Source organism: Chthoniobacterales bacterium (assembly GCA_039930045.1).
GTDB lineage: Bacteria > Verrucomicrobiota > Verrucomicrobiia > Chthoniobacterales > DASVRZ01 > DASVRZ01.
The window spans coordinates 161136-174469 of record JBDSQB010000010.1; the positions used below are offsets into that span (position 1 = coordinate 161136).

General features: G+C 59.9%; 14 protein-coding genes. All 14 read right to left on the bottom strand.

Translation table 11 applies throughout. The annotated features are described in order from the left end of the window. Positions 1 to 6 precede the first annotated feature (6 nt). The 14 genes from ABIT76_08555 to ABIT76_08620 all read right to left on the bottom strand — a co-directional run bounded on the left by ABIT76_08555 (position 7) and on the right by ABIT76_08620 (position 13314). Complete coding sequence (locus tag ABIT76_08555) at positions 7 to 1248, bottom strand: beta-ketoacyl-[acyl-carrier-protein] synthase family protein (GenBank protein ID MEO7933192.1); 1242 nt, start codon at positions 1246 to 1248, stop codon at positions 7 to 9. After that, positions 1245 to 1688, bottom strand: coding sequence for an SRPBCC family protein (locus ABIT76_08560; GenBank protein ID MEO7933193.1), 444 nt, complete (start codon positions 1686 to 1688; stop codon positions 1245 to 1247). The genes ABIT76_08555 and ABIT76_08560 overlap by 4 nt, the downstream gene beginning before the upstream one ends. A 4-nt stretch (positions 1689 to 1692) precedes the next feature. After that, positions 1693 to 2379, bottom strand: a complete 687-nt coding sequence (locus ABIT76_08565) for a dihydrofolate reductase family protein (GenBank protein ID MEO7933194.1) — start codon at positions 2377 to 2379, stop codon at positions 1693 to 1695. Between the two features lie 338 nt (positions 2380 to 2717). Next, positions 2718 to 3614, bottom strand: a complete 897-nt coding sequence (locus ABIT76_08570; GenBank protein ID MEO7933195.1) for a nidogen-like domain-containing protein — start codon at positions 3612 to 3614, stop codon at positions 2718 to 2720. Then, positions 3611 to 4258, bottom strand: coding sequence for a hypothetical protein (locus tag ABIT76_08575; protein ID MEO7933196.1), 648 nt, complete (start codon positions 4256 to 4258; stop codon positions 3611 to 3613). Before ABIT76_08575 ends, ABIT76_08570 begins: the two co-directional genes overlap by 4 nt. Beyond that, positions 4255 to 5250 carry a hypothetical protein gene (locus ABIT76_08580; GenBank protein MEO7933197.1) on the bottom strand — a complete coding sequence of 332 codons (996 nt, stop codon included), beginning with the start codon at positions 5248 to 5250 and terminating at the stop codon, positions 4255 to 4257. Before ABIT76_08580 ends, ABIT76_08575 begins: the two co-directional genes overlap by 4 nt. Positions 5251 to 5253: 3 nt before the next feature. Next, positions 5254 to 7608 (bottom strand): hypothetical protein, encoded by a 2355-nt coding sequence (locus ABIT76_08585; protein MEO7933198.1) that lies wholly within the window; start codon positions 7606 to 7608, stop codon positions 5254 to 5256. Between the two features lie 6 nt (positions 7609 to 7614). After that, entirely contained in the window at positions 7615 to 8838 is a 1224-nt protein-coding gene (locus tag ABIT76_08590; GenBank protein ID MEO7933199.1) for a hypothetical protein, read from the bottom strand. Further along, complete coding sequence (locus ABIT76_08595) at positions 8835 to 9389, bottom strand: hypothetical protein (GenBank protein MEO7933200.1); 555 nt, start codon at positions 9387 to 9389, stop codon at positions 8835 to 8837. Before ABIT76_08595 ends, ABIT76_08590 begins: the two co-directional genes overlap by 4 nt. After that, a complete protein-coding gene (locus ABIT76_08600) occupies positions 9386 to 10105 on the bottom strand; it encodes a hypothetical protein (protein ID MEO7933201.1) in 720 nt (239 codons plus the stop codon). The genes ABIT76_08595 and ABIT76_08600 overlap by 4 nt, the downstream gene beginning before the upstream one ends. Beyond that, positions 10102 to 11421: a hypothetical protein gene (locus ABIT76_08605; protein ID MEO7933202.1), complete on the bottom strand. Its 1320-nt coding sequence runs from the start codon at positions 11419 to 11421 to the stop codon at positions 10102 to 10104. The genes ABIT76_08600 and ABIT76_08605 overlap by 4 nt, the downstream gene beginning before the upstream one ends. Before the next feature lie 3 nt (positions 11422 to 11424). Next, positions 11425 to 11991, bottom strand: coding sequence for a hypothetical protein (locus ABIT76_08610; GenBank protein MEO7933203.1), 567 nt, complete (start codon positions 11989 to 11991; stop codon positions 11425 to 11427). 9 nt (positions 11992 to 12000) lie between these two features. Then, complete coding sequence (locus ABIT76_08615; GenBank protein MEO7933204.1) at positions 12001 to 12765, bottom strand: hypothetical protein; 765 nt, start codon at positions 12763 to 12765, stop codon at positions 12001 to 12003. Positions 12766 to 12771: 6 nt separating this feature from the next. Next, a complete protein-coding gene (locus tag ABIT76_08620; protein MEO7933205.1) occupies positions 12772 to 13314 on the bottom strand; it encodes a hypothetical protein in 543 nt (180 codons plus the stop codon). Positions 13315 to 13334: the final 20 nt, after the last annotated feature.

The following is a 13334-nucleotide window of genomic DNA, read 5'->3' on the forward strand; positions in this document are numbered from 1 at the left end:
GCCGGCTCAGACTTGGCCGAGCACGGCGCAACTGTTGATTCCGCCAAAGCCGAAGCTGTTGGTTAGTATGTAACTCAACTTCTTTTCGCGGCCCTCATTCGGCACCACATCGAGCGGACAGGCCGGGTCGGGCGTCTCGTAATTCAGCGTCGGGGGCACCCAGTTATTCTCCAGCGCGAGCGCGCAAATGATCGCTTCCATCGCGCCCGTGGCTCCGAGCGGATGCGCCGTGTAAGCCTTCGTTCCGCTGATCGGAATGCGACTCGCCACCTCGTGTCCGAGCGCTTTCTGGACGCAGAAACACTCGTTGGCGTCGTTCATTTGAGTCGAACTCGCATGGCCGTTGATGTAGTCAATCTGGTCGCCGTTCACCTTGGCATCGGCCAGCGCATCGTTGATCGCCTTCGTGCAAGCCTCGCCGCTCGGCAGCGGAGTCGTCATGTGATGCGCGTCGTTGTTCAGACTGTAACCCAGCACCTCGCCGTAAATGTGCGCGCCGCGTTTTTTGGCGTGCTCGTATTCCTCGATGATCAGGCTCGCCGCGCCCTCGCCCATGACGAATCCATCGCGGTTTAAGTCGAATGGACGGCAGCTTTCCGCCGGGTCGCCGGTCCATTGCGACATCGTTTTGATGAACGCAAACGCGCCATACGTCAGCGGACTCAGCGGCGCTTCGGCCGCGCCTGCGACCATCACATCGGCCCAGCCATCGCGGATGTAACGCAGTGCCTCGCCGATGGCCACCGTGCCGCTGGCGCACGAGTTGGAGTTCGTTGTGCCCACGCCGCGCAGACCGCATTCGATGGCGATATTGGAGTGCGCCGAGCCGCCGAAGACTTGCAAGGCCAGCGTCTGATGCACCGCGCGCGGTCCTTTTTTCACAAAGAGCGCGTGCTGGCCCTCGGCGTTGGCAATGCCAGCGAGCGCTGTGCCGTAGCTCACGCCAATGCGATCCGTCGGGTTCTCGGGAGTCGCCACGATGCCGGCGTCCTCCAGCGCGAGCTTGGCCGAGGCCACGGCAAATTGCGCGTAACGATCCAGACGTTTCAGCCGGTGCGGTGGAAAGAAACGAGTTCCATCCCAATCGGCGATCTGCCCGGCGCAATGCGCGCGATAGAGCGTGGTGTCGAACTCCGTGAGACGGGTGATGCCGCTCTTTTGCGCGAGCAACCCGGCCCAGAAGGCGGCCTTGCCCGTGCCGATGCAAGTGATGGGCCCCAGCCCGGTGATGACGGCGCGACGGCTCACGTGGCGGGGTTTTCCAAGTGGAGTTTCATATGTTTCAAAGTCTGTCCGGCCACATAAGAAATGAAAAAATTCCCAATGATCAAGCCAGCGATCGGGGCGAGCCAGCGAATGCGGAAACGGAGATAATGCATGATCTCCACCAATACGCCGTCGGGCGTGTCGGTAAAAGTCCAGACGACGTTCATCCCTTTTGTAAACGCCTTCAAATGATGGAAACGCACCTGGAGTTTCTCGCGGTCGATCACTTCCTCACTCATCCAGGAAATGGGAATGCCAGTGCGGTAGCAGGCCATCTTGACGACATGCCGGTCCTTGGCGCTCTCGATGTAATCGATGTAACGGTAATGCGGCAGAATCCTCGGCCATTGCGAGAGATCGGCGGCGGCTTCAAAGATCTTTTCCTTGGAAGCGCGGATGAGAATGGAGTTGCCGGTTTGCATGATTTTACGGGGTTATACGCCTGACGTAGTGGCAATAGACTTCATTGTTTTCCACGAAAAACTTTTTCAGGCGAAAATGCCGCGTCTCCGGGAGGAACGAGCTCGCCTTTCCCGTCATCGTCGGCGCGTCCTTTCCGCCAAAAATCTTCGGGGCCAGCGTGATGAACATCTCATCCAGCAAATCCTCCGCGAGCAGCGCCCGCAGCAGCGTCGGCCCGCCCTCGCAGACCACCGTGCGTACGCCGTGATGCGACCGCAACTCGCCCAGCACCCAGCGCAGCGGGACGGTTTTCTCGTGAGTCAGATGCAACTCCGCCCTCGCTTGCAACGCCTCTCGGCTCGCCGCCGGCATCGCCTCCGTGGAGTAGATCAGCGTCGGCGCGACCGCATTGGCAAACACCCGGAGCGTCGCCGGAATCTCGCCCGAATGGGAAACCAGCACCCGTAGCGGATGCTCCGACTGCCCGCGCGCCAGCCGTTCCGCCCGCAAGTCCTCCGCCGGAATCGTCATCGACATCTCGTCCGCCTCCGCCGTGCCGCGCCCCACCAGCAACGCATCGCCCAGCGCGCGAATCTCCAGCAACCGCCGCTTATCCCGCGCCGAGGTAAACCCCGAGGGCGTGTGGTTCCGGGTCGAGACCTTCCCATCCGCCGTCATGGCAAAATTGGAAATCACTCGTGGCCGGCGCATGGCTGGGACGTTAAGGGAAAAATCCCGCTGCGCCATCCAGAAAGCGGCTCCCTGTTCGTCGCGCCTGGGGACGTGCGAGCGCAGCCTTCGGACGTGTCAATCGAGGCTTGGAACGTGCGAACTGAGCCTTGCAACGTGTCAATTCACCCTTTTTCCGTGCGAGAGGCGCCTTCGAGCGTGTCAATCGAGCCTTGGAACGTGCAAATCGGCCATAAACCGTGTCAAACGCCCCTTCGAGCGTGTCATGTATCCCGCACGCCGATTCGGGAACGAATGAAATAGGTATGAGAATTTTGACCTTCGCTGTGTGAGGTTTGCAGAGTTCGCGCAGTCATTGTTCAGGGGTTCTGCAACAGTCCTCCTCTAAAGCTATAAAGGAATCGGCCAGCGATGTCTGAGCCGTGGGAGCGGTAGATTAAGCCTGCGGGATTGGAGTCCAGGAATCCGCCGTTGACTCCGGAGCCGTCGATCTCTACCGAGCCGCCACTGGCGGCCGCGAAGCCTGCTCGGGCGGATGATCCTCCCAGGCCGCCTGAGCCGCCCGACGCATTTCCTGTCTCCCATTCCACTTTGGAATAATTTAGCTCCACGTCGAAGTCGCCGCCGCCCTGGTTGACGAGTGCAATTTGGAAGCGGTTGAGTTTGTCGGCGGCAACGCTGTAATACCCAACCTCGGGCCAAGTGGCGACGAAGACATCGCCGTCGGTATTATAGTTCCCGTAAGTTGCCTTCCCGGAAGTGGGAGCACGGGTGTCCACGTCGGCCCAGAAAACGGCGATAACGGCGCGACCTAGCGCGGCCAGTGAGGTGGGCGTGTAGGCGCTCATGGCCCCGTCGAAAGTGAGGTTGCCGTTGTTGTTCACCCACAGCGAATGGTAAGTCGTCCCGTAGTAGTTGATCGAAAACGGCAGGGGTATTTCGGTGGTGGAACCGTCGTCGTTGGCTGGGAGAGTTTGGTCGCCCTCGGGCCGAACGGAGGGTGGATCGGGATCGAGTGTGGTGAGGATCGGCTCGGTAGTCCAGTCATCGGAGAGAAACTCAGCGGCGCGGAAGCGGGTTGCCGTCTCGATGGAGGGCGCACCGGACGGCACGGTCGGGTTGAGAAAGTATTGTTGCTCGAAAAACAGGCCGCGTTGGCAGATCAGCCAGCGAAAGCTCTGGCGCGTGACGGGCCAAGAGCGGCGGCGAACGGGGGTGCCTGCCTCGCAGATCGCCCGCGCCTCGTCCCAGGTCATATCGTGATCGAGCCAAGGGTGAACGCGCCCGGAATAAAGGGGTCAGGCGTAGTCGCACCCGATCCGGAGTATGTGGCTACCGGCCCGCCATTGATGCGGGTCGTCCAGGTGTAGGCAAACCCACGGGAGCCTGTGGTATTGACCAGCCGCAAAACATCGCCCGTCTGGAGGATGAGGGTGTTGTGAAAGGTGATGTAATCACGGTCTGCCGTGAGAGTGAAGACGCGGGCGGACCCTCGATAAAGTTGGAAAATGCCGACAGCCCACGTAACGCTGGAAAAACGCTCAGAGCGAATATCGATGGCTGCTTGGACAGAGGGTGTGGGTGGCTGCGGTAATACCGGCGGAACCGGGGGCAAAGGAGGTGTCGGTGGCAGGGGTGGCACCGGAGTGATCGTGGTCAGGTATTCATTCTGGCTTTGCCAATCCGTGGCCAGAAATTCGGCGGACGTAAAGCGGGCGTTGGTGACAATGGCTCTCACGCCTTTGCTGGTAAGTTTGCCGTTGGTAAGGATGAATTGGTCGGAATAAAACAACCCGCGATCCTCGAAGAGCCAGGCGAAGTCGGGGGTGGTGGCAGGCCACGAGCGACGGCGAACCAATTGGCCTGCCTCGGCTAAAATACGGGCTTCGTTCCAGGTCATGCTTGGGTGGGTTCGAGATCGCGCTCGGCTTCGATGAGGAAAGTTTTCGACGACTGATTCAGAGTGGTCGGAGAGCCGCTGATTCCGCTGGCGTTATTCACCGTCCAACTAATCTCCGCGAGGGCGGGGAAACCAGTGGTGGAGAGTCCCGACGCGGCGTCGAGCGGGATGTTATCCTCGGAATCCGCGAGGGCGGCTGCAAAGGCGGCATCTGACGCGGGAATGTAGAGCAAATAACGGGCGGCAGTGCCAGCGCCGACTTTAGCAAAAGTGTTGCCCTTGACCAGGATCGACTCAGTTTCCTCCTGCTTCAGCACCATGCGCAGTCCGGTGAGATCCATGTCGATGTAACTCCCCGAGTTTTTGAAAGCGACACGCAGGATGAGGGCGTCGTGCAATTTGATGACACAGCCGGGCCAGAGGACTTCCCGCGTGACTACGTCGATTTCCACGTCGGGATAGAAGCTGTTCGACCCGGCCTGCGGAGTGATGCCGATGGGCACAATTAAACGCCCGGTGCCCTCTGCATTGGTGGCTTTTAGTTCGACAACAAACACGCCGGGAACCGTCGCCGCGCCGCTGATCAGGCCGGTCGAGACTTTGCTGATCGTGGCCGCTGTGATGTCGGTGGTGAAGTCAATCGCTGTGCCGCCCGAGGTGAGCGCCAGTTTGAAGGTCGCACCAGAGACGTTGACGACATAGTAGCGCGTGTTGACGGCCAGCCCCGCGCCGCCGGTGAGTGCGGTGAAATAAACCTTGTCGCCATTGGCAAAAGCGCTGCCGGTGGCGGTGATTATATCCGTCGATGCTGCGCCCGTGGTGGCGATGTAAAGCGTCGGCGCGTCGATGGTCATACCGTCCGGCAAACCTTTGGCTTCCCAGAGGACGACGGGGAGGAAGCTGCTATCGGTCGCGTAGGGCTGATATTGCCAGTATTCCCATTGTTTGTAGCCGAGAACGCTGGTGGTGGGGTCGATGGTGGGTGCGGGCATAACTTAGTAAGTGATGGTGGCTGTGGCTTTGCTGCCACCGGCAGTGGCGGCGGCGCTGAGTTCGTAATGGACCCAGCCGCGCAGGGTGGTGGCGTCCACGTTTTCGGTGTCGAATTGGGTGAGCCGGGCGCGGATGGCGAAGTTGGCGGTCGCCGGTTTGCCGTCGTTCGCGCCCTCCCAGACGCCGTAGCGCATCCGGTCGGCAGTGAGCGTGTCCACGAGGGAGACGAGCTTGCGGCGGATGCGGGCTCCGAAGGTGTGCTTCACAGCCAGCGGCGAAAGCAGAATGACCTGGCTCAGGATTGGTGTCGCAGACCAGGTGATTTTTTTGAGGTTGAGCCCGATGGGACTCGGGGTGGTATCGGCGTCGATGCTGCCGACCTCGATGACTACGATCCACTGGGCCTGGCAGGGCGCATTGAGGAGCTGCGCGACCAGTGAAAACTGGAGATCGAGCAGTCCGTTGAGGCGGAGCATTTTGTCGTTGATCTCGAAGGTAAACAGCGTGCGCTCGAAAGCGGCGGCGTAGAAGGAATTGCTCGTGCCGCTGCGGACCACTTCGTAGAGCGTGCGGCCATCGCTGCCGACGTAGCCCTGGTCGGCCACACTGGCGGATTTAATGTGGCCGCCCGAGGAAATGAGCACGGCGGTTCCCGAGGTGTTTTGCCAGACGCTGGCGGCGGCGGGCGCGGGCAATGTTCCGGGGAGTGTGGTGACCGTGGAATCGTGGACTGCGGGGAGCAAATAGGCCATGTTGCGCACGGGCAGCGCTGCGGGGTCGAAATCGCCGGGGGCAGCGACGTAAAACAACGTCGTGTTGATCTCTGGCAGCTCGATTTCCAGTCCAGTTCCAGTCGTATCTGCAGTGCCAGCCGGGCCGGTCGAGGGAAGGATTTCTTCGAGCGTCGTCACGCGTCCGCTCAGGTCGCTCAGGTAATCCAGCAGACCCACGATCTGGCCCATCGTGTGAGTGTGCGCGAGGAACGCGGAGATCGGCCCGGACGAGCTGATAACAACCGCGTATTGCGCCGCTGTCGGCGTGGTGGCAAATCCGCTGATCATCAGGACATTCGCCGAGGTGTTAACGGCCGTAAATTCGTTGTCGCGGAGAATGCGGCCGCCCGAGACGTTTTCGCGGACGTTCACGTGGAGTGATTCCGTCGCGAGATTGTGGGCAATGGCGAAGGTCGTCGCGGAGCCGTCGCCGATGGTCGTGGTGTAGTGCTGCGTGCCGGTGATGACCTGATCGAGCGTGAAGGGAATGTAATCCTTCGGAGACGGCGGCTGGAGCCAGTCGATGTCCTGGACCGTGGCCAGATCGTCCCAGATGAGAGGGCGGCGAATAATCACATCCCGCCGCAATGCGACAACGTCTTTTACTTCGCCATCCTCGACGATATTCAGACGGATGTGTAGCGGCAGAGTCACCTCTTCCTGCGTGCGCAACATCGCGGCCAGAATGGCCCGGCGTGTCGTGAGAGTGAAGGTGAGATCGCCCTCCGGAGCCTGGCGCACATTCACCTCCAATAAATCGTAGCCATTGCCTGCCATGTCGCCCGCAAACTCGATATTCATCGTGCCGCTGATTGGCAATGTGACGAGGAAGCCAGCGTTCAATTTTTGCAGCGCCGCCTGCACTTCCTCGGGTCCATCTTCCTGGCTGAGAAGATCCGTGCGGACGGTGCCAAAAGTGAGATCGTAGGTCCCGCGAAATTCCCGCTGCAGAGTGAGCGATTGGACTTCGGTAATAATGAGGTCATCGACGACTTCACCGGCCCGCACACGAGCCACGGTCGGCGCGGGTGGCAGCACGCGAGGAGCTGCGTCGGTAAACGCGCCCGGAGCTTGCTGCAGGCGCAATTCGTGAATCCACTGGCCATCGAGTTGGTAGGCACTGATCCGGCCAAAACTGATCGGCCAGAGGGTGTTATCCACGACAAGCAAAGGCACCTCGACCGATCCGGTTCCGAAGCGCATGAGAAGCGAGCCATCCACCTTCCACGTCTTGACGGCTCCGTAAGTGGCCACCGTCGCCGCAAGCGCGTTGAGAGCAGTCTGCAAGCCGGTTGCAGACACATCGTAATTCACTTCCTGTGTGGTGTTCGCTCCGGTCGAAGCGCCGCTGCCCACCTTGATGGCAAATTTTCCCTGCACCGGCGGTGCGTCGATCTCGCCAATCGCCGCCCACAGAGCGGCCACGTTTTCACTGGTCTCCACGGTTTGGCCATCAATGATTTTCTCGAATCGCAAGGCCAGCACAAGATCGTCGCCGAAGGTGAGATCAGGCGGCGTCCAGGTCGCGCCGCCGACCAGCGAGGCGGTCCGGTCCGCGAGGTTAACAGAGAGATATTGTTTCATAAAAAATCAGGACAGGAGGGCGAGGTCGAATGCGCGGGCGATGTAGGGAAAAGGCGGGTCCAGGCGCGACCGGCGTTTTGCTTTCTGGGCCAGGCGGGCCTTCGCTTGATTGCGGGCGGTTTTATCGGTGCCGATGGCGGGTTTTTCCTCGTCTAAAGAGGGGAGTGGAAACGTGCTGTCGGAGCCGCCGCCAGTGGGTGTCCAGAAGGTGCCTGCCAGTGAGTGGCCGCTGAGGACGTTAAGGGCGTTGGAAATCGCGTCGTTAAAACTCGCCGTGGTGAAGTTGATAATGAGTTGGGCCGCTCCCGCCGCGAGCGGTGGAATGAAGGGCGTGCCCGGATCGGTGTTGATGATCCGCAGCTCCGGTTGCATGTAGTTCAGATCCCAAAACAGCGCCTGCCGAACGAAGGGCGTCCAAGTGGCGTCGGGCGCACTGTTAGGAGTCGCATTGGGAGGCGAGAGAAGGTAAATGGTCGAGATTAGAATCTCGTCGAAGTTAGGCTCTTCATAAACGCCGGTCAGCGGATCGGGCGCGGCATCCAGCGGGCGAAAAAGCGACGTGCTGTAAACCTTCAGCCGGTCGCCCGGTGCGGCGCTCCGGACGCTCAAGGTTTGAGTGACGTTGGAAATGCCGGTGACAATGCCGGGTTGAACGCTGATCTGTGAGGTTAATGCCAGGCGCGGCTGGTGCAGCACGATGTCGCAGGCCCGCAGGAGGCGGTTTTGTTTGGGCGATACTGGATTGAGGAGCTGCTGCACCGCAACGCTTTCGTCGTCGCTCAAGCGCGGCGGCGCGTTCACTCCACGGTCCAGGAAGAATTGCGGAACTGTGGAGCCGGGTCCGTCCACACCAAGGTTGCGCCAGCTCGTAGAAATCGGCGGATTGAAGTAGAGCGGGACATCCACAGGCGCTTGCAGCTCGATCTTTTTCTTTGCCTCGCCCTGGTTAAAAATATAGGAGGAAAAATAGGGCTCACCCGTGAGTGGGTTGGTGCCAAAATTTCGGCCCGCCTGTCGCAACTCCATGATCTCAGCGAAGCTGGTTTTGACGACCGGAGCCTCTCCGTTGACGAAGCCAGGGCGCACGGAGGCCACCCATTTCTTAAGCGGCGCGAGCCAGAATAGATTTGTAGTCCAGGGATGGTGCCATTTCGAGCTGCGAGGCAGCGTGATGGTGCGTCCCTGGGGATGCTGTCTTTGCGGCGCGAGACCTGGTGTTTGCGGCGTCATAGGAAGTAATGTTTCCTGCCGCCTTGTCCGGCGGGTGGGAGAATCGTGATGTAACGAAGGTTGAACCAGACCTGGTCAATGGCGCGAACGGGTCGTTTGTTTTTCCAAAGAACAAGCGCCACGGGCTGGATGCCTTTTTCGCCGACGAAAGCGTAGGCGCTTTTCCTCTGCACAACCTCGATCTGATCGGCGGTGGCGAGGCGTCCCTCTTTGTCGGGCGTCACCTGAAGACAGACCCAGCTTTGCTGAGTTTCCTTATCGATCTGATCTGGATCGAGCTTGAGAGCTGGCTGAGCGTGTTTGGCATCGCCGGAAATCGGGATTTTTTTTGTGCCGATAACGGGCTCAAGGCCGTTGACCAAGCCGCGACTCAAGCGGAGCTCCATACCGACTAACGACGGGCGAAACGGATGGTTAAAGCTGCCACCGCCCCGGTTGGTCGGAGTCTGGGTGTAGCCCTGCGCATTCATCCGCAGGAGTATTCCAGGGCTTTGCCGTGGCGGCGCGTAACCGGCGGGCGTGGCCGTGCCGATGGGAAGAGAGTCGTTCATTTCAAGAAGTCCTTCTGATAGATGGGTTTCGGCCAACCGCCTGGGCCCGAGAGCCAGTAATTTTCCGTCACATCCCAGACGTTACCGAGGTGTTTGAGGTTAGGAGCTGCCATCAGCCAGTTGCGGCCGTCCTTCAGATCGGTGGGTGGCTTTCCGGGCAGTTTGTCGGCGATGTAATCAACGCCGTCGAAGAGAGCGCCAGGCAGTTCCACGACCGCATAACGGAAGCGATAATTGCCTTCCATGCGGAATTTGCTCTGGTAACCGAACATCGGATTGATGTCGCCATCGGTCCCTCCATTACCGGGAAAAGCGCCACCACCACCGCTCTCTTTCGAGAGCGTCGCTGGCCAGAGAATATCGCCGCCGTCCACGTCGGGCACTCCCTGGTATTTCTCCAGCAGCTTCGAGTAATCTTTGTGCAACTTGAGCGACACCTCGGCGAAGCCCCCCGTAAAGTCGTAGTCGGTGGAATTCTTGCGATCTTGCAGTTCGACCCCCACGCCGCTTTTGTTGCCGTCCTCGTAGAACCACGTCATAAAATAGATGCCTCCACGTTTGCGAATCTGCGAGCCGACCAACTTCGCTTTCCCGTCTTCCTGCGGCGGCTTCGGTTCCTTGCCGAACTCAAACATTTGCGAAAAAACACGCGTGCGCACACCGATTCGATTGGTGGATTCATCAACTAGATGGACTTGAGGAGTTCCGTAGATCATGGCCGGGATCGGGTGCGGGCTTCGAGGATGCCGTCTTGTCCGGTGCGCAACGTTTCGTGCATCGAATCAATGCTCTTCATCAAGGCATCCGTTCCGGGCAAAGAAGAACTTGCGATCTGAGCGGCGCGGGCGGAGTCCGCCGCTCCCGACCTCGCATCAACGATGCCAGAAGCGGCTGCCAATCCGCGTTGACGCAAGGTTTCCTGAGTGGCGAGATTGGAAGCTTCGTCCGCTTGTTCTGGAGAACCGCCTTCGGCTCTGGTTCGCTTCCAAACCTCCATGTTTTCCAGCTTCGCCTCGGCGGCCAGGCGCTCCTGATTACCAGCGATGGTGCGTTTGCCGCGAGCACGCGCAATTTCCAACTTCAGTCCGCCTTCCTCGCGGTTAAATTTCTCTTGGCCGAGCGCTTCCTGCTCGGCTTTCAGCTTACCAAGACGTTGAATTTCTTCTTCGTTTTCCTTCATGGCGCGAACGCCGTCGATACTGCCGAAGCTAGTGCCGAAAGTCTTGTTGATGATGCGGGTGAAAGGATTTGTTGCCTTGCGTTCGAGTTCCTTTCGATTCTGCTCACGGGCAAATATTTCGTCCTCCGTCGAGTGAGCAGCCGATACCAGATCTCCGGAGCTTGCTCGATAGGTGCTGGAGATCTGCAGGCCGCGTGCATCGCTTGCCCGAGAGGCTCCGAGCCGGTTCTTTAACGATTGATCCTGCTCGCCCGCGTTGATGATTTTGCCTGCCAGTTCCCCGGCAAGATAAGTCGCTATGGCGGCGAGGCCCAGCGCGCCACCTGTGCCCGCTGCATTGCCGACCGCGCCTTGGATGCCGCCGCCCTGGACTATGCCCTGGCCAACCGTTAATGCGCCGCGACTGAGTCGTCCTTGCAAAGCAGCTTGTTCCGCTTTTTGCTTGGTGATGGCGCGTTCCGCCAATTCCTGTGCTTTGGTCTCGGCGGTGGCGCGTGCTTTTGCGGCATTGATCTCCAACTGCGCTGCTTTTTGAGCGGCGGCGGATGCCAGGGCTGCGGCTGCAGCTTCTTTTTCCATCGCGGCGGCCTCCTTCGGAATGCTGGCGGCGGCGGCCTCGACCGTGTCGAAGGTGCGCTTGTTAGCAGCCCGAGGTATTTGGACCGTGCCACCGATGGGGTTATTGGCCGGTGTGTTTGGATCGTGGCGCGGCGGTGGCAGTGTTCCATCGATGATGCGAGGTGCGGGCCGGTTTTCGGCTTTTTGCAGATCGTCCTTCTTCCGCTGGGCCTCGCTCAGGGCGTTGCCTTCCGACACTTCCCTGACGACAATTTTAATTTCTTCGTCGGGCATAGGTTAGGAGGTTTGCAGATCGGGAATCTCCCTGTCGCGATAGCTAGGTCCCACGATGGTCCAGCGTTGATTGACGCGGTGTCCGGCCAGGAGCGCGAAGGCCTCGCACACCGGCGAACGCTTTGCCTCTGCAGGGGTTAAACCGAGCTGACTAACCAGGGCCGCATAAATCGCCAGCCAATGGCCGATGCCAGGCTCCGGCGCTTCGATCTCTATTCCGGCATCCGCCTGGCGCACCCGCAGCGACATCGCGAAGGCTGCGTTGATCTCGGCGATCATACCCTCCATAATGACCACGGCGGCGGCGAGATCGGTGGCGTCGGAAACGAGATCCACTTCGAACGCGGCGATAGCGGCGGCAAACGCGGCCTCTTCATCGTCGTCTGGCAATTCGCCACGCAGCAGGGGCGACTTCATTTTTTCCAGATCGATCCAGCCTTGCATGGTGAAAACCAGCGCATCGGGACCGCGCCGGGCAAACGCCTCGGAGACGCAGACCGGCTCCCAGGGAGCGGACTCCAGGGCAGCCAGTTCGGCGCTCATCTCGAGGAGTTGTGCGTCGGCGTCCATTTCTTTTGCCTAAGCCGCGACCATTCCGGGAATCCAGATGGAATTCACCAGGTAGCGTTTGCCTTTGAGGGTGGCGAAGCGGAACTCGCTCGCCTCGATCCGATGCCCGGCCATGTGATCGGGAGCGCCGGTAATGATGAGCTCGCTCTGCACAGCGGGCGCGGCGACGGTCGGGCTGGCCAGCAGATCCAGGCGGATCATGCGGAGGTAGCCATGCGTGGTCGCGCCAAGGATGGTGCCGACGGGTGAAGGCTCGTCATCGGTGATGCTGAGTTGCTGCTCAATGGTCACGCCGTGCACCACGCCCGAGGCATGGCCGAGACCGGCAGTGCCGTAAACGATTTTGCTCCCTGGGAAGACAAACGCGAGGGTTTGCTCCGGGGTCAATGCATTCAAGTCGGTGCCTGCGAGTGCGCCCGTCGTATCGACAAAATCAGGATAGTAAGAGGCGGCCAGGCTGGCGCGTTTATCCTGGCCGAGCGCCCATGTTTCCACGGCCCTGGTGGCCAGCACGGTGCCGCTTGTGAGTGTGCTCACCACCACTCGGCCGCCTGTCGATAAATCGAGGAAGTTAGTCGAGCCATCCGTGACCTGGACTTCAAAATTCAACTCGCCTTTTGCGCTATGCAGGGCGAGCGCTGTGTTGTCGCCATTTCCATCGGGGATGAGTTGGCGGGTGACCGCATTGCGCAGCGAATAGCTGAGCACGCTGCCGGTGAAAATATCGGGCACTGTGGCAGTGCCGAAAACGAGTGATTGTCCGTATCTTTGCATGGTTAGTTAGGTTGGGTTGATCTGGTATTGGGCTTCGAAGATGACGTCGAAGATTCGCTTTTCTTTGTCCTCGACCATTTCGATAGGACGGGAAGCGAGCTGCAAGGGATGGGCGAGGAGATCGGAAAGCGCCCACCAGGGCGCGAGGCCAACGTTGGCGCGGGCGGCTGCGTTCGCCGCATCGATCTCCATGCCTCCGGTCATGAGTTCCTGCACGGCTGCGTTGAGTTTGTTAAAGGGCTGCCAGTGGAGAGCCATGGCCACTTCATCGCAGAGCTCATAGCCATCCGGGAACTTCGTATTCATGTCCGGCCACTCCGTCACCCGCACGCGGATCTCCGCCTTGTCGAAGAAGACAAACGGGTTGCCCTGGAGGAAATGCGTCGGTAGCGGGGGCAGTGAATGAATTGCCACCCCGAAGTCCTGCGCGGCCATTTCGAGCCGGGAGACGAGGTCTTTTGGCTTCACCTCCAGCACGGGCACGGCCGTGGAGAGGCTGGCCGACAAGATGGCAAGCACCGCAGTTTGAAGATCTATTGGGGCGGACATAGTCTAATAGGTTAATTTTG